Here is a 15245-nt window from a genome sequence, read left to right on the forward strand (position 1 = left end):
ATCGCCCGCCGGAACGCGGACGGGGCGCACGACGGGCAGCGCACGCGGGGCGCGTCGGCCTGCGCTCAGTCGAGGTCGAGGTCGGCGAGGTCGTAGGCGTGGACGTAGTCGAGCCCCGCGCGCGCCAACGCGGGAGCCGCGCCCCGCTCGACGAGCGTCGCCACCGCCACCACCTCGGCGCCCGCCTCACGCACCGCCTCCACCGCGGTGAGCGGGGTGTTGCCCGTCGTCGAGGTGTCGTCGACGACGAGGACGCGGCGCCCCGCGATCTCCGGGCCCTCCACGCGGCGCTGCATGCCGTGCGCCTTCCCCGTCTTGCGGACCACGAAGGCGTCGAGACGCCGGCGGCGGGCCGCCGCGGCGTGCAGCATCGCCGTCGCGACCGGGTCGGCGCCCAGGGTGAGGCCGCCGACGGCGTCGAAGTCGAGGTGGGCCGTGGCGTCGAGGAGGACCTGGCCCGCGAGCGGCGCCGCCGCGCCGTCGAGGGTGATCCGGCGCAGGTCGATGTAGAAGTCCGCCTCCTGCCCAGAGGAGAGCGTCACCTTGCCGTGCACGACGGCCTTGTCCTTGATCTGCTGCAGCAGCTCGCCGCGTACGTCGTTCATGGGGCACGAGCTTACGGGGCGGCGGCTCGGCCGCGGGCGGCGCGACCGGAAAGCCGCCCGACACACGTGCGCCGCAGGGGAGTCGGCTACGGGCGGCGCCAGGTGAAGGTGGCCGCGGCCTCCAGCGGCTCCAGCGGCGTGACGAGGCCGGGGTGGGTGTTGAGGCCGTCGGGCGGTCCGGTCTGCGGCTCGACGCAGATCCCCTCGGGCTGCTCGTCGTAGACGACGAGCCACTCCATCCGGCTGCCGACCGTGAGCTCGAGCGCCCCGGGCCAGGTGAGCGTCGCCTCGACGCCGTCCGGCATACCGAAGCAGTCGTCCCAGGGGCCGGGTTGCGGATCGATGCGCCGACCCGTCGGGAGGTGATCGGGCCCGCGCTCCTCCTGCCACTGCGGCGCGAAGTCGAGCCTCGCCTCCTCGCCGCCGTCGAGGGTGCGGCGGAACCAGGGGTGCCAGCCGGCCTGCGCGGGGAACGTCGCCTCGGGGCTCTCGACGCCGAGGCCGAGGTGGAGGGAGCCGCCGTCCTCGGCGAGTTCCACGGTATGGGTGACCTTCCCCTCCCACGGCCAGGGGTCGGTGAGTTCGCAGGTGAGGACCGCCGAGCGGGTGTCGCGGCGTGCGACCTCCCAGGCGGTGTCGCGCACGGTGCCGTGGATGGCGTGCGGGCCGTTGGTCACCGGGAGTTGGTAGAGCTCGCCGCCGTTGCGGAACCGGCCGCGGTCGACCCGTCCGCACCAGGGCACCATCAGGAAGAGGCCGTACCGCTCCCCCTGCCGGAGCAGCTCGGTGCCGCCGACGCGGAGCGAGCTGATGCGGCTTCCGCGCGCCGGTTGGATCGTCAACTCCGCGTCCCCTGCCCGGAGGACGACTTGCTCCTCGGCGTCCCCGGCGTCCGCGGCTCCCGTGGCTTCCGTGGGGGTCAGCTCAGTCATACGCCGCACCCTAACCGTCCGCACCCCGACTGCCGACAGGGCACGGAGGCGGCGCGGTCGGCGTCGCCGCGGCCGCGCGCGCTCGTCGACGGGGGTTCAGCTCCGGAGGAAGGCGAGCAGGTCCTGGTTGAACTTGTCCTTGTGGCCGGGGACGACGGCGATACCGTGCGAGCCGCCTTCGTACACCTTGAGCGTCGCGTCCGGGACGATCCGGGCCGTCTTCTCGCCTGTGGCCTCGAACGGCACGATCTGGTCGTCGTCGCCGTGCACGACCAGCGTGGGGACGTCGAACTTCTTCAGGTCCTCGGTGAAGTCGGTCCGCTCGAAGGCCGTGACGCAGTCGACGCCCGCCTTGATGCTCTGCGCCATCGCCATCAGCCAGAACGCGTCCCGATTGCCCTGCGTCGCCTGGTTGCCGGGGCGGTTGCCGCCGAGGAAGCTCTCGGCGGTGTCCTTCCAGAACTGCGAGCGCTCCTTCCGGATGCCGTTCCTGATCTCCTCGAAGACCTGCGCCGGTACGCCTTCCGGGTTGCTGTCCGACTGGCTCATCAGCGGCGGGATCGCCGAGAGCAGGACCGCCTTGGAGACCCGGTCGGTGCCGTGCCTGCCGACGTAGCGGGCGAGTTCGCCGCCGCCCATGGAGTGGCCGACGAGCGTGACGTCCTGGAGGTCGAGCGCGGTGAGCAGGTCGTTGAGGTCGTCGGCGAAGGTGTCGAAGTCGTAGCCCTCCCACGGCTGCGTGGAGCGGCCGTGGCCCCTGCGATCGTGCGCGATGCCGCGGAAACCGTTCTCCGCGACGTACTTCATCTGGTCCTCCCACGCGTCCGCGTTGAGCGGCCAGCCGTGGACGAAGACGACGGTGGGGCCGCTGCCCCAGTCCTTGTAGAAGAGCTTCTCGCCGTCCCGGGTCGTGACCGTGCCAGTACCCATCGGAGTCCTCTCGCTCGGGAGGGCCCGGCACGCCGGACCCGCTGCCACTGTGACGAGTGTGCGCAAAGCCGGCGAGAGGCGCAGCCCGGAGGCGCTCAGCGGCGCCGGCGCCAGGCCCGTCCGAGGACGAGCGCGCCAGCGAGGACGGCGGCAGCCGCGGGCGCCGCCCAGCGCAAGGTGTCGGCCGCGCCGCTCGCCTCGGGGACGGGGACGGGGGCGTAACGGCCGCGCGGGGGCGCGTGGTCGACCTCCTCCGCGCTGCGGCCGATCATCGTGCGGCGTGCGTGCCCCGCCTCGGCCGCCGACGGCTCGCCGGCCCCCTTGCGTTCCCCTTCCTCCACGGGATCGAGCGACGACGGCGGGATCTCGGCCTCGAAGAGGCCCGACCCCTCGACGCCCTCCTCCGCGGCCGACGGCTCCTCGGACGCGGGTCCCGCGGGGCCTTCCTCCTGCTCCGGCTCCTCGGCGCGCTCGGGCGGCTCCTGCGCCTCGGCGGGCTCCTGGGCGCCGGGGGGCTCGCCCTCCGGACGCGCGGCGCCGCTCTCGGGGCCGGGGATGCCGGGGATCGCCGGCTCGTTGTCGTCGGGTTCGCCGATGCCGCCCGAAGCGGGCGAAGCGGGCGAAGGAGTGCCCTCCTCCGCGAGGCTGTCGGCGAGGGCGGCGCCGAAACGGTCCAGCAGACGCACTCCGGCCGCGGCTGCCGTGTGCTCCTCCAGGTCGGCGAGGCGCCCGTCGCGCACGACCGAGCCGGAGCAGACGAGCCAGCTCCCCCGCGCGTCCTCCGCGTCCCGCGGTTCGACGACGAGCGAGAGGCGCACCGTCCCGTCGCCGCGCGCCTCCGTCCCCTCGCCCTCGACGGCGAAGCCGCCCCCGCGAGGGGAGAACTCGAGACTCCCCCTGTAGGTGATGGTGGAGCCGCCGACGCGCAGCCGCAGCCGCCCGCTCAACCGGCCGCCGCGCGCCGTCTCTTCACCCTCCACCGCGTCCGGACGCAGCCCCGGGAGGCAGCGCGCGACCCGCTCCCGCTCGGCGAGCGCGGCACGTACGGAGTCGGCGGGGAACGGTACGTACACCTCGTGCTCCATGACGGGGAGCCTATTACCCGGGCCCCGCACACACATATGACTGAGCACCATCTCTCCGCGCGCCGCCGGGAAATCCTCACCGTCCGGGTCGTTCCGGACACTCTCCGTGCGCATGCGGTCATACCTTCCGCACGGTCGGACGACGGCGCCGCGTCCGCGGCGCCAACACGGCTTGCGCGTCAGAGGGCTTGGGCGATGCGGGTCGGGGAAGGAGAGCCGGTCGGGAAGAGCACCACCCTGACGGCCTGCGGCGGTCGCCCTCGGCGGCGTCTGGTCGCCCACCGTCCGCGGCTCCGCGCGCCACCGCCCACGAGCGCGCCTCGGTGCACCAGGAGCCGGAGCCGACGACGAGCGAGCCCCTCGGCGACAAGACGACCGACACCTCGGCGGCAGAGCGGCCCGCCAAGTACCTGATGCCCGCACCGAGTTCGCGCATGGGGATGCCCAACTTCCGGCGGCCGCCCTTGACTCAGTCGGGCCGCCGGAGCAACTGGGCGGCACCGGCAGAGGCGGACTCCGTACGGGGGCGCCGGGCGCACAGCCCGCCGCGCGATGCGAAGTCCGCGCGCGCACAGCCCGGTTGAGACGCCACACCCCGCCTTCAGCCGGTCACCGCCAGCGGCGCCACCTCGACGGAACCGGTACGGCGACCGGCAGGATGCAGGCCGACACGCGTCCGCGTGGCGACGAGGCACCCCTCCTGCGGGTAGGAATGCCAGGTGCGCCAGCGGAGTTGGCCCTCGTAGCGCTGGACGAGGAGCGCGGTGAAGGCGTTCGGGTCCCCGGGGAAGGTCCCCGCGAGGCCGTGCGGATGCTCCGCCACCAGCGCCAGCAGCTCCTGGGCCCGGCCCGCGAACGAGCCCTCGCCCAGGCGCTCCACCCGGGCTGCGAACTCGTACTCCAGGCAGTCGAGCCGGCGCGAGACCCCGAGCGGCAGCGGTGTGCTGCTGCCCGGCATACAGGCGACCGTCTCCGAGCAGCGGCCGTACTCCTCGTCGAGGAGGACCTGGTGCGAGGCGCCGAGGAGGCGCAACTCGACGGAGGCACCGCCGAGTTCGAGGTGGAGCGAGGCGAGCGCAGGTAGCGGCTCGCACCCCAGCGCCCAGGCGAGGTCGCCGGCGCAGGTATCGGTGTAGGCGGTTTCGAGAATCGTGAGCATGGTGGCTCCGCTGGCAGGCAGGAAGTGTGGAGCGGCTCGACTCCTGGGCATTCCTGCGCAGGGAGCCAGGACCGCGCGAACGCCGCCCCCTGCCCGCACCCTCGACCGCATCAGCCGGGGCTGCGCCGACCGGGGAGGCGTAATTACGCAACCACGTAACTGCCGTACCGCTCAGGGGTTTTGCACAACTTCTCAGCATATTCATCCCCCAGGGGACGGTCAGCTCAGATGTTCTCCCCTGCGGTTCGACGCTGCCGGAACAGCAAGGCCCCGGGAGCCGAGCGGGCCTCCCGGGGCGTGCGCGTCCTGCGGCGGAGCGCGGCTTTTGCGCCTCAACTGCCGTGCAGCGGTGGATCTTTCGAGGTCACTCGCCCCCGCCGCCGCCACCGCCGTCGCTGCCGCCGTCGTCGCCGCCACCGCTGCCGCCGTCGTCACCGCCGCCACCACTGCGGCGACGGCGGGCGGCCGGCTCGGGCACCCGGGCGCCGGAGCCGCTCCCGTGCGAGCCGGTGCGCACCACCGTCATCACCATCCCCGCGACTGCGAGGACGAGCAGGAGGAAGAGGAAAACTGCCATCACGAACCCCCGTGAAAGGACTCTCGCCCGTCACCCCGGCGGGCGAAGCGGCTCCGTACCGGTGCCGCCGTACGTCGGTTATTCCCCTGCCGCCGTACGGCAAAAGGGAGTTGAGGAAAGCCAGAGCTTCGCGGCGCACCGGCCGCCCGAGCGGTGTTGAGCTCCGCCCCGAGGTCGCAGAGGATGAGCTGCATGTCCCGTACACCAGGAAGCCCTCGTCCGCTCCTCAACAGCCGCCTCTCCGGCTTCGGCACCACGATCTTCGCCGAGATGTCCGCGCTCGCCGCGAAGACGGGCGCCCTCAACCTCGGCCAGGGCTTCCCCGACACCGACGGGCCCGAGGAGGTCCGCGAGGCCGCCGTCCGCGCGATCCGCGACGGCAGGGGCAACCAGTACCCGCCGGGCCCCGGCGTCCCGGAGCTGCGCGAGGCCGTCGCCGAGCACCAGCACCGCTTCTACGGACACCTCGGGCTCTCCTACGACCCGGAGACCGAGGTGCTCGTCACCGCAGGCGCCACCGAGGCACTCGCCGCCGCCCTCCTCGCACTGCTGGAGCCGGGCGACGAGGTCATCGCGCTGGAGCCGTACTACGACTCGTACGCGGCCGGCATCGCCATGGCCGGCGGCCGCCGCGTCCCGGTCACCCTGCGCCCGGCGGAGGACGGCTACCACCTCGACCTCGACGAACTCCGCGACGCCGTCACCCCGCGCACCCGCCTGATCCTGCTCAACTCCCCCCACAACCCCACCGGTTCGGTCCTCACCGAGACCGAGCTGCGCGCCGTCGCCGAGCTGTGCACCGAGCACGACCTCCTCGCCGTCACCGACGAGGTCTACGAGCACCTCGTCTACAGCGGCTCGCACCTCCCGCTCGCCTCCCTCCCCGGCATGCGCGAGCGCACGGTCACCATCAGCTCCGCGGGCAAGACGTGGTCGGTCACCGGGTGGAAGGTCGGCTGGGTCACTTCGACGCCCGAACTCGTCACCGCCGTCCGCTCCGCGAAGCAGTTCCTCACCTACGTCTCCGCCGGCCCCTTCCAGTACGCCGTGGCCGAGGCGCTCCGCCTGCCCGACGCCTACTACCACGACCTCCGCGACGACCTGCGCGCCAAGCGCGACCTCCTCTCCCGGGGCCTCGCCGACGCCGGCTTCCGCGTCTTCCCGTCCGCCGGCACCTACTTCGTCACCACCGACATCCGCCCCCTCGGCGAGAGCGACGGCCCCGCCTTCTGCCTCGCCCTTCCTGAGCGCTGCGGCGTCGTCGCCGTCCCCAACCAGGTCTTCTACGACCACGCCGAGGAGGGCGCCCCGTACGTGCGCTTCGCCTTCTGCAAGCAGCGGGAGGTCTTGGAGGAGGCGTCGGAGCGGTTGCTCGCGTTGGGGTAGGGCGAACTCGTGGGCGGCTCGGGCGGGTTGGGCGCTCCCGTCAGCCCGCGGAGTCCCACAGGTCCCGCAGGTGCTGCTCGATCTCCCGGCGCAGTTGCGCGACGCGCCTGCCCAACTCGTCGCTGTCGGCCGGCCCCTGCCCGTCGGCCTCGTCCCTGCGGGGCGCGGGCTCCCGCTCGTGCGGCACGTCGGACTCGCTCACCGTACGCCGCTCGCCTTCCGTGCTCCGGCCCCCGCGCGTACCGCGCCCGCGAGGGCGCGAGCCGTCGCGGGGCTGCACCGTCCCAGGTCCACCAGGGACACGCGCACGAGCGAGGACTCCGGCGCGGGATCGGGCGCGAGCGACGGCAGCGTGACCCCGCTCCCCCGCAGCGCCTCCCGGAGCTCCTCGCACGCCGCTTCGGCCTCTACCGCGCCCTCTTCCCGCTGCGTTGCCACCATCGGCTGCACTCTCCCCGATCCGCTGCATTCCCGACCCTGTACGCATTACCTTGCAGGCTCCGAGCATCGGCCTTTCCACGGCCGACCGACAGCCCTTCATTTCCCCGACACTTGCTGGGGAGAGGAGACGCACATGCCGGCACGCCCACGCGAGCTCACCCCGGACCGCGGCGCCCGCCACCTCTTCGGCGCGAAGATGCGCACGCACAGGGAACGCGCAGGCATAAGCCTCGAAGGACTCGCGGAGGTGGTCAACATCAGCCGCAGCCACCTCTCCCGCATCGAGACGGCAGAGGCGATGCCGCCGCCCTCCCTGCCCGCCGCGCTCGACGCGGCCTTCGGAACGGACGGCATCTTCGCGGAGCTGTATGCGCTGGCGAGCAGGGAGATCCATCCGGATCAGTTCCGGAGGAGAATGGAACTCGAAGCCCGCGCACGGCTGATCGAGGAGTACGCAGGGCAGATCGTGCCCGGCCTCGTTCAGACGCCCGACTACGCACGAGCGCAATTCGTCGTCTCCGGCCCGAAGGCGCAGCCTGAAGAGATCGAGCAACTGCTCGCGGCCAGAATGAGCCGGCAGTCGCTCCTCAGCAGCAACTCGGCCCCGGACTTGTCCCTGATCCTGGACGAGGCAGTACTACGGCGCTCGTTCGGCGACGCACCAACGATGCGGGCGCAGTTGGCGCGTCTCGTGGACCTGTCGCTCACACCGACATCCGTAGTACAGGTTCTCCCGTTCGCCCATGGGGGACATGCTCTGCTGGGAGGCACACTCACGCTGATGACCTTGGAGGACGGCTCCCGAGTCGCCTACGAGGAGAGCATCTCGACGGGCACGCTCCTCGAAGACCTCGGCGTCGCGGCGGACCGTCAGCGCGCCTACGATCTGCTGAGAGCGTCCGCCCTGTCCCCCAAGGACTCGGCCGGATTCATCCGGTCCGTAATGGAGGAACTACCGACATGAGCACCACCCCCGGCGTGACCCAGGCCGACTGGGTCAAGTCCAGCTACAGCGGTAACGGCGGAGGCAGTTGCGTCGAGTGGTCCCCCTCCTCCGCACTCCACGGCACCGTCCCCGTCCGCGACAGCAAGCAACCGGGGCTGCGGCCTCTGACGTTCTCCACGCAGACCTGGACCGCGTTCACCTCCGCGCTCCGGCACGGCTGAGGAGCCGCGACGGGCGGAGCCCAGGTGGCACACACGGAAGCCCGGATTCACCGTCCTTCACACGTCAACTTCTCCCGATACGCCTTCGCATACGGCACGATGAGCTTCTTCATCGCCGCCTCGGTGTGCTCGTCAGGCGTCGGCACGTGCACTTCCAGGGTGAAGACCTCGGCACCTTGGCCGCCGCCGTCGGAGGCCACTACCTCCTCACCGGTAGCTCGGCAGGGTATGGCCGCTGAAGCGCCGCGGTCCCACACCGTGTATTGGCCGTCGCCGAAAGGCTTCGGCGCTGGGTTGCCTGCCGCGTCCGCAGCCGTCTCCCCCGCCCTGTGCCACTCGCCACGGGTGCTGATGGCGACTTTTTCGTCGACGAGGACCTCACACCCTTCGAGTCCCCTGTTGGCGCCGAACCCACTCTCTTGCTGCTCGAGCTCTTCTCCTGACGTAAGCAAAGGCTCCAAGTACTCGGCCGGAACGGGAACTTCACAAAGCGAGTTCGGAACTTCATACCCGCGCTCCGAGCCACACCCGGCAACGCTGAACGAGAGGGCAGCGGCCAAGAACGCCAATTTTACTTTGGACTTCACGAACTGTCCCCCGCAGACTCCCAGGCAGATCCCGCGGTGTGACCGGACTGTGCACCACTTCGCGCGGAACGCTTCAGGTCGTCAATGGTGTCGTAGTTGAGATCGCTATTGAGGGTCGCGTTGCTCACCGCGTTGCTCGCCGAATCTCTGGCCGCGTCGAGACCTTCCGTGTACTGCCGGTTCGCCTCGCCCTCAGCCTGGTCGGAAGAGTCACGGTAGACGCTGTCCATAACACTGGACTGGATGTCCTCCGACACCCAACCAATGACGTCACCAGCGATCGGCACCCGTTCCGCAACCTGGTCTGTTCCCATGCTCAGGATGCGATCCACCCATTTCTGCTTCTCGTCAGCAGCGTCGTTGAACTCCTGATCACTGGCCGCGTGGTAGTCCAACACCGCGTCGGCGCGGGCCTCGCTCATAATTCCGGCGACTACCCCACCCGGCTCAGTCGCTGCCCGCACCCTCTCTCCGAGGTCCACATTCGACTCGCTGTCCCCGTTGATGACGCCGTCGACAACGTCCCTTGTATATGCCTGTTGGGCGGCGGTAATAGATCCGTACGCATCGGGGTCTTGACCGACCTCAGCCAGGAACCGCACAGCATCGCCGCTCTTGAACTCGGCCTCTTCCCCAAAGGACGGGAACACATCGCTGGAGACTTCCTCGCCTGAGACCGTCCTCTGGAAGTCCCCTATGTACTCCGCTGCGATGTCCCCGAGGCTTCCCCGCATCGCGTGGAGTGGACCGCTCTCCTCGTCCAGATCGCCGTTCTCGTTGTGACGGATCAACTCGGGATTGTTCCCGAATCTCTCGACCACCTCTTGCGCCAACTCCGCCCGTTCTGGCGTGTGCCGCACCGCGTCCGCCGACGCGTCACTGTCGTACGGTCGGCCTGTCGTGGCCGCCTCCAGGGCGTGCCCCAGGGCTTTCGGCCCCTCGTTGAGTGCTTGCTCGGCGTCCGGGTGGCCGACGAGGTTGAAGGCGTTGCGGTCGATGTTCCAGTGGAAGTCCTCTTTGGTGAACTCGTCCAGGTAGCTCGCGAATCCGGCGTCTCCGCCCTGGTCGACCGTGCCGTTCTCGTTGTACTTCGTGGGAGGCTCGGTGAAGAACTTCTCGGCCGCGTCGGGACTGTGGCCGAGGGCCTCCAGCACGCTGTTGAGCGGGTCGTTCCCCGAGCCGAGCTTGCCCGACGGGTTGAAGCCGTACCGGTCGTCGCTACCGGCCGGGGAGTTGGTGAGGAACCGCCCCGGATCGTCCCGATGCAGCTGCGTGACGTGCTCCGCGATCGGGTTCAGAAAGCCGGGGTCATAGTTGCCGTACCGCAGCAGGCCGCCCAACACCTGGTATCCGTAAGGGCGATTGGTCATGCCGCGCTGCCACTCGATGGGCTGGGTGCCCAGTCGGCGGAACTCCTCGCCCCAGCTCGCCGGAAGGTGGTACTTCCGGCCGTCGAGCCCTTGCGGGGCGTCCGGCTCGGTGGCGTTGGCGAGCGTGTGGCCCATGTTGCGCTGGAGTTGCTGTACGGCGTCGAGGCGCGTGGCGCTCGCGTCGTCGCCCGTGCCCTGGACGGACATCTGCGCGTAGAACTCCAGGGCCTTCTCCGGACCCCCGAGCTTCTCGTAAACCCTGGTGGCGAACTCCCCGTTCTTCTCGCGGCCGTTCTGCTCCAGCAGCCTGTTGAGCTCGGACAGTTCCTTGGGCGACATCTCGTCGCCCTTCTCGGCGAGTTCTGCGGCGCGTTCGGCCTGGGCCTCGTTGAGTGAGGAGTACTCCGCATGACCCGCGTTGTACGCGTCACCGCCGTGCGCCTTCTTCAGCGCCCGCTTGATGTCGATGTCGAGGCCGGCGGCCTTCTCGATGTGCGGGTTGACCCGCTTCGCGTAGCCGCGCCCCTGCTCGTTGAGGGCCTGCTGGTCCTCGGGAAGGATCGCGCCGCGCGGGGTGTCCCCCGCGTAGTGGAAGGAGACCGTCCCGTCGCCGTTGTCCTGTTCGCGGAAGGACGCCTCGTGCGCCTCCCGCACGACGCCCTTCACCGCCGACTGGTGCGCGGCCAACTCCGCGCGGACATCGCTGAGAGTGCTGTAAATGCTGTCCGCTTCGCCGGCGAGGTCCCCGAACTCCTTCGCCGTCTTGTCCACGAAACCGCGGGTGACCTCAGCATTGACGCCGGCCCATCGCGCCTTCTCGGACTTGGCCAGCATGCCGTCCCTGGCTTCCTGCGCCAGGGTCTCCAGGTCGTCGCGCACCTGCTTCCAGTCGCCGACAGCCGTGGCCAGCTTCGTCAGATCGACCTCGACGAGATCGGTGAAAGTGAGATGCCCCATCGCCGCCCGCCCTCAGTCCACGAGCCCGGATATCCGGGAGACGCTCATCGGCTCGCCGTTCCGGTCGCGCATCGCGGCGGCGATGTGGTCCTCGTCCTCGGCGTGCCGGGCCTTTGAGTAATCCAAGTGGTTGGAGATGTGCGCACACATCTGGCGAACGGTCTTCACCTGGGATTCCCAGACACTCAACGCGGTGCTCAACTCGCCGCCCAGACGAAAGTTGCGCCGGGTGAGTTCGCGGGCCGCCAGGGCGGTGCTGCCCTCCCCGTCGTCGCTGTCCTCACTGCCCGCGCCCGCGATGTCGGCACGCTTCCGCAGCTTGTTGTGGAGCGTGTACGCGTCGTTGCCGACGGCGCCGAGATCGTCCTGGTTGACGACGAGGCCGTCCTGACCGCCGCCACCGGGCGACGCGGGAAGCTGATTGAGCCGGGTCGCCGTCGTCTTCCCGGCGGCACCGCTCTTGAGTTGCGCCCACTCCTGCTCGAACGACATATTCCCCGCCCCTGTCTCACGTAAAAGACCCCGCTGCCCGGCGCAGAGCCGTCAAGCTACCAAGCCCTGCCGGCGCGTGCCACGGCGGAACCGGGCCGCCGCTGCCACGAGCACAACTCCGGCCCGCGCCACCGGAGTTCAGGTGGGCACGGGCCGGGGGAAGCGGTGGTGCGGTGCGCTCACTCCTCGCCGGGGTCGGCCGAGTCGTCGACGTCCTTGCCGAGGCCCAGCTGCTCCAGCAGCCACTTGTCGAACTCGATCGAGGCGCGGACCCAGCTGACCGTGCTGGAGACGAAGTGCTCCAGGGAGACGCCCGTGCCGATCAGCATCTGGGCTTCGCCGATCAGGCGGACGGAGCCGTCGTCGTGGGTGTGGGTGTAGACCTTCGGCCACAGGGTGCGGCGGTTCCAGTCGTCCACCGTCTCCAGGATGCGGGCCTTCTCCTCGATCGAGTGCGGCCTGTCGTAGAACGTACGCACCGAGAAGACCTGCTGCTCCTCCTCGCCGCGGAACATGAAGTAGGTGCGGAACTCCTCCCACGGTGCAGCGAGGTCGCCCTCGTCGTCGACGACGTACTTGAGCTCCATCTGGTCGAGGAGCTGCTTGACCAGCTCTTGGTCGGGGACGATCGGGCCGCTCGGCCCGGTCCCCTGCTCCTCGGGCTGCTCCTCGGGCTGCTGTCCCCCGAAGTTCGGGATCGAGGACGGGTCGATGCTCAACGTGGACTTCCCTTCGTACGGATTCCGCCATCCTCCCTCATCCCGGCCAGGTACTCGCAACCCTGGAGGCGCGCGGGCACGCACCGCCCCGCGCGCCCGGAGCTCAGTCCGCCGTCTCGCCCGTCGCCGCGCCGACGATCAGCCCGTCCCACCCCTCGACGTGGTCCACGCGGACGGTGTCGCCGTCCTTCACCTCGCCCGAGAGGAGCTCCCGCGCGAGCTGGTCGCCGATCGCCGTCTGCACGAGGCGGCGCAGCGGACGCGCCCCGTACGCGGGGTCGTTGCCCTCCACGGCGAGCCAGCCGAGCGCCGCGGGCGTGACGTCGAGGGTGAGCCTGCGCTCCGAGAGCCTGCTCTGGAGGGCGCGGATGTGGAGTTCCGCGATCCGCCCGAGCTGCTCGGTGTCGAGCGCGGTGAAGACCACCAGGTCGTCGAGGCGGTTGAGGAACTCGGGCCGGAACGCGGCACGCACGGCCGCGAGCACCGACTCGCGCTTCGACTCCTCCTTCTCCAACGGGTCGGTGAGGTGCTGGCTCCCGAGGTTGGAGGTGAGCACGAGGAGGGTGTTGCGGAAGTCGACGGTACGGCCCTGCCCGTCCGTGAGCCGGCCGTCGTCGAGCACCTGGAGGAGCAGGTCGAAGACCTCCGGGTGCGCCTTCTCCACCTCGTCGAGGAGCACGACGCTGTACGGGCGCCGCCGCACCGCCTCGGTGAGCTGGCCGCCCTCCTCGTACCCGACGTACCCGGGGGGAGCGCCGACGAGGCGGGCGACCGAGTGCTTCTCGCTGTACTCGCTCATGTCGATGCGGACGATGGCGCGTTCGTCGTCGAAGAGGAAGTCCGCGAGGGTCTTCGCCAGCTCCGTCTTGCCGACACCGGTCGGGCCGAGGAAGAGGAAGGACCCCGTCGGGCGGTCCGGGTCGGCGACGCCCGCACGGCTGCGGCGCACCGCGTCGGAGACGGCCCGTACCGCCTCGGACTGGCCGATCAGCCGCCGGCCGAGCTCGTCCTCCATGCGCAGCAGCTTCTGCGTCTCGCCCTCGAGCAGCCGCCCCGCGGGGATTCCGGTCCAGGAGGCGACGACGTCGGCGATGTCGTCGGAGCCGACCTCCTCCTTGACCATGGTCTGCTTGGTGCGGAGCGAGGCGGCCTCCTCGGCCTCGGACGCCTCGGCCAACTCGCGCTCCACGCCCGGGATCTCGCCGTAGAGCAGCTTCGACGCGGTGTCGAAGTCGCCGTCGCGCTGGGCGCGTTCGGCCTGGCCGTGGAGCTCGTCGAGGCGCTCCTTGAGTTCGCCGACGCGGTTGAGGCTCTGCTTCTCCTTCTCCCAGCGTGCCGTGAGACCGCGCAACTCCTCCTCTCTGTCGGCGAGTTCGCGACGCAGCCGCTCCAGCCGCTCGACCGAGCCCGGGTCGGTCTCGTTGCCGAGCGCCATCTCCTCCATGCGCAATCGGTCGACGGAACGCTGGAGTTCGTCGATCTCCAGCGGAGAGGAGTCGATCTCCATGCGGAGCCGCGAGGCCGACTCGTCGACGAGGTCGATCGCCTTGTCGGGGAGGAACCGCGAGGTGATGTACCGGTCGGAGAGGGCGGCGGCCGCGACGAGCGCGCCGTCGGAGATCTGCACCTTGTGGTGGGCCTCGTAGCGCCCCTTGAGGCCGCGGAGGATGGCGATGGAGTCCTCGACCGTCGGCTCGGCGACGAGCACCTGCTGGAAGCGGCGTTCCAGCGCGGCGTCCTTCTCGATCCGCTCGCGGTACTCGTCGAGCGTCGTCGCGCCGACCATCCGCAGCTCACCACGGGCGAGCATCGGCTTCAGCATGTTGCCCGCGTCCATCGCCGAGTCCCCGCCGGCTCCGGCGCCGACGACCGTGTGGAGCTCGTCGATGAAGGTGATGATCTGCCCCTCGCTCGACTTGATCTCCGAGAGCACCGTCTTGAGCCGCTCCTCGAACTCACCGCGGTACTTCGCGCCCGCGACCATCGCGCCGAGGTCGAGCGCGACGAGGCGCTTGTCCCGCAGCGACTCAGGGACGTCGCCCTTGACGATCCGCTGCGCGAGGCCCTCGACGACGGCGGTCTTGCCGACCCCCGGTTCGCCGATGAGCACCGGGTTGTTCTTGGTGCGCCGGGAGAGGACCTGCACGACGCGGCGGATCTCCTGGTCGCGGCCGATCACCGGGTCGAGGCCGCCGTCCCGCGCCGCGGCGGTGAGGTCGGTGCCGAACTTCTCCAGCGCCTTGTACGCGCCCTCCGGGTCGGGCGTGGTGACGCGACGGGAGCCGCGCGCCGACTGGAACGCGTCGGCGAGGCTCGCCGCGTCGGCGCCCTGTTCCGTGAGGAGTTGGCCGGCCTGGCCGCCCTTGGCCGCGATGCCGATGAGCAGGTGCTCGGTGGAGACGTAGTCGTCGCCGAGGTCCTTGGCGCGCTGCGAGGCGTCGGCGAGCGCGGCGAGGAGGTCGCGGTCGGGCTCCGGCTTGGCGACGGTCGAGCCCTGGACGGTGGGCAGCGCGCCGAGCTGCTGCTCCGCGCCCGAGCGCAGTGCCGCCTGGTCGGCGCCTGCGGCGGCGACGAGGTCCTGGATGTTCTCGTTCTCCTCGGCGGAGAGGAGCGCGAGGAGGAGGTGGGTCGGGGTGATGTCGGGGTGGCCGTCGGAGAGGGCGCGGCGACCTGCCGCCCCGATCGCGTCCCGGCTCTTGTTGGTCAGCTCGGCGTCCACGGTGCTGCGCTCCTCCTGTGGGTTCTGTTGTTCCTGCTGTCCGGTCCGCACGGCGGCGATCTCCCCTGCCCGCGGGGCGGGTTGCCGCTCCTGCCATGCAGCAAGTTGCGTCTACTCTG

At 70.7% G+C, this 15245-nt stretch carries 16 protein-coding genes; 3 read left to right on the forward strand and 13 right to left on the reverse strand.

Features of this window, described 5'->3' with window-relative positions:
• Positions 1 to 65: 65 nt before the first annotated feature.
• From UWG_RS0104590 to UWG_RS29490, 6 genes are all read right to left on the reverse strand, one after another.
• A complete protein-coding gene (locus tag UWG_RS0104590) occupies positions 66 to 605 on the reverse strand; it encodes an orotate phosphoribosyltransferase (RefSeq protein WP_016906028.1) in 540 nt (179 codons plus the stop codon).
• 86 nt (positions 606 to 691) lie between these two features.
• Positions 692 to 1537, reverse strand: coding sequence for an aldose epimerase family protein (locus UWG_RS0104595; RefSeq protein ID WP_016906029.1), 846 nt, complete (start codon positions 1535 to 1537; stop codon positions 692 to 694).
• Positions 1538 to 1633: 96 nt separating this feature from the next.
• A complete protein-coding gene (locus UWG_RS0104600) occupies positions 1634 to 2467 on the reverse strand; it encodes an alpha/beta fold hydrolase (RefSeq protein WP_016906030.1) in 834 nt (277 codons plus the stop codon).
• A gap of 95 nt (positions 2468 to 2562) precedes the next feature.
• Positions 2563 to 3552 (reverse strand): SRPBCC family protein, encoded by a 990-nt coding sequence (locus tag UWG_RS0104605; RefSeq protein ID WP_016906031.1) that lies wholly within the window; start codon positions 3550 to 3552, stop codon positions 2563 to 2565.
• A 601-nt stretch (positions 3553 to 4153) separates the two neighbouring features.
• Positions 4154 to 4711 carry a DUF2617 family protein gene (locus UWG_RS0104615; protein ID WP_016906033.1) on the reverse strand — a complete coding sequence of 186 codons (558 nt, stop codon included), beginning with the start codon at positions 4709 to 4711 and terminating at the stop codon, positions 4154 to 4156.
• Between the two features lie 364 nt (positions 4712 to 5075).
• Positions 5076 to 5288, reverse strand: coding sequence for a hypothetical protein (locus UWG_RS29490; RefSeq protein ID WP_033195967.1), 213 nt, complete (start codon positions 5286 to 5288; stop codon positions 5076 to 5078).
• 192 nt (positions 5289 to 5480) lie between these two features.
• On the opposite strand from UWG_RS29490, the gene UWG_RS0104625 reads away from it, so the two are divergent.
• A complete protein-coding gene (locus UWG_RS0104625) occupies positions 5481 to 6674 on the forward strand; it encodes a pyridoxal phosphate-dependent aminotransferase (RefSeq protein WP_016906034.1) in 1194 nt (397 codons plus the stop codon).
• Positions 6675 to 6714: 40 nt separating this feature from the next.
• Here UWG_RS0104625 and UWG_RS32945 read toward each other — a convergent pair whose 3' ends face one another.
• Together UWG_RS32945 and UWG_RS0104635 are read right to left on the reverse strand one after the other, a co-directional pair.
• A complete protein-coding gene (locus tag UWG_RS32945; protein WP_016906035.1) occupies positions 6715 to 6876 on the reverse strand; it encodes a hypothetical protein in 162 nt (53 codons plus the stop codon).
• The gene (locus UWG_RS0104635; protein WP_016906036.1) at positions 6873 to 7115 is read right to left on the reverse strand and encodes a hypothetical protein; all 243 of its coding nucleotides are present in this window, start codon (positions 7113 to 7115) and stop codon (positions 6873 to 6875) included. The genes UWG_RS32945 and UWG_RS0104635 overlap by 4 nt, the downstream gene beginning before the upstream one ends.
• 133 nt (positions 7116 to 7248) lie before the next feature.
• Between UWG_RS0104635 and UWG_RS0104640 the strand changes: the two genes are divergently transcribed.
• Entirely contained in the window at positions 7249 to 8079 is an 831-nt protein-coding gene (locus UWG_RS0104640; protein ID WP_016906037.1) for a helix-turn-helix domain-containing protein, read from the forward strand.
• On the forward strand, positions 8076 to 8282 hold the full coding sequence (locus UWG_RS0104645) for a DUF397 domain-containing protein (protein ID WP_016906038.1): 207 nt from the start codon (positions 8076 to 8078) through the stop codon (positions 8280 to 8282). The genes UWG_RS0104640 and UWG_RS0104645 overlap by 4 nt, the downstream gene beginning before the upstream one ends.
• Positions 8283 to 8329: 47 nt before the next feature.
• Here UWG_RS0104645 and UWG_RS32950 read toward each other — a convergent pair whose 3' ends face one another.
• The 5 genes from UWG_RS32950 to clpB all read right to left on the reverse strand — a co-directional run bounded on the left by UWG_RS32950 (position 8330) and on the right by clpB (position 15126).
• Complete coding sequence (locus tag UWG_RS32950; RefSeq protein ID WP_157838532.1) at positions 8330 to 8869, reverse strand: hypothetical protein; 540 nt, start codon at positions 8867 to 8869, stop codon at positions 8330 to 8332.
• Positions 8866 to 11118: a DUF6571 family protein gene (locus UWG_RS0104655; protein WP_237719983.1), complete on the reverse strand. Its 2253-nt coding sequence runs from the start codon at positions 11116 to 11118 to the stop codon at positions 8866 to 8868. The genes UWG_RS32950 and UWG_RS0104655 overlap by 4 nt, the downstream gene beginning before the upstream one ends.
• Before the next feature lie 90 nt (positions 11119 to 11208).
• A complete protein-coding gene (locus UWG_RS0104660) occupies positions 11209 to 11688 on the reverse strand; it encodes a hypothetical protein (protein WP_016906041.1) in 480 nt (159 codons plus the stop codon).
• A 179-nt stretch (positions 11689 to 11867) separates the two neighbouring features.
• A complete protein-coding gene (locus UWG_RS0104665; RefSeq protein WP_016906042.1) occupies positions 11868 to 12407 on the reverse strand; it encodes a type III secretion system chaperone family protein in 540 nt (179 codons plus the stop codon).
• A gap of 103 nt (positions 12408 to 12510) precedes the next feature.
• Positions 12511 to 15126, reverse strand: a complete 2616-nt coding sequence (gene clpB, locus UWG_RS0104670; protein WP_029391170.1) for an ATP-dependent chaperone ClpB — start codon at positions 15124 to 15126, stop codon at positions 12511 to 12513.
• Between the last annotated feature and the right edge of the window lie 119 nt (positions 15127 to 15245).

This window comes from Streptomyces xiaopingdaonensis (assembly GCF_000262345.1).
Lineage (GTDB): Bacteria > Actinomycetota > Actinomycetes > Streptomycetales > Streptomycetaceae > Streptomyces > Streptomyces xiaopingdaonensis.

Bases quoted from the DNA above. Each gene is read 5' to 3' on its own strand.
- UWG_RS0104640 (WP_016906037.1), top strand. From the start codon at position 7,249: ATGCCGGCACGCCCACGCGAGCTCACCCCGGACCGCGGCGCCCGCCAC.
- UWG_RS0104625 (WP_016906034.1), top strand. From the start codon at position 5,481: ATGTCCCGTACACCAGGAAGCCCTCGTCCGCTCCTCAACAGCCGCCTC.
- UWG_RS29490 (WP_033195967.1), bottom strand. From the start codon at position 5,288: ATGGCAGTTTTCCTCTTCCTCCTGCTCGTCCTCGCAGTCGCGGGGATG.
- UWG_RS0104595 (WP_016906029.1), bottom strand. From the start codon at position 1,537: ATGACTGAGCTGACCCCCACGGAAGCCACGGGAGCCGCGGACGCCGGG.
- UWG_RS0104615 (WP_016906033.1), bottom strand. From the start codon at position 4,711: ATGCTCACGATTCTCGAAACCGCCTACACCGATACCTGCGCCGGCGAC.
- UWG_RS0104605 (WP_016906031.1), bottom strand. From the start codon at position 3,552: ATGGAGCACGAGGTGTACGTACCGTTCCCCGCCGACTCCGTACGTGCC.
- UWG_RS0104635 (WP_016906036.1), bottom strand. From the start codon at position 7,115: ATGGTGGCAACGCAGCGGGAAGAGGGCGCGGTAGAGGCCGAAGCGGCG.
- UWG_RS0104645 (WP_016906038.1), top strand. From the start codon at position 8,076: ATGAGCACCACCCCCGGCGTGACCCAGGCCGACTGGGTCAAGTCCAGC.
- UWG_RS0104590 (WP_016906028.1), bottom strand. From the start codon at position 605: ATGAACGACGTACGCGGCGAGCTGCTGCAGCAGATCAAGGACAAGGCC.
- UWG_RS0104600 (WP_016906030.1), bottom strand. From the start codon at position 2,467: ATGGGTACTGGCACGGTCACGACCCGGGACGGCGAGAAGCTCTTCTAC.
- UWG_RS0104660 (WP_016906041.1), bottom strand. From the start codon at position 11,688: ATGTCGTTCGAGCAGGAGTGGGCGCAACTCAAGAGCGGTGCCGCCGGG.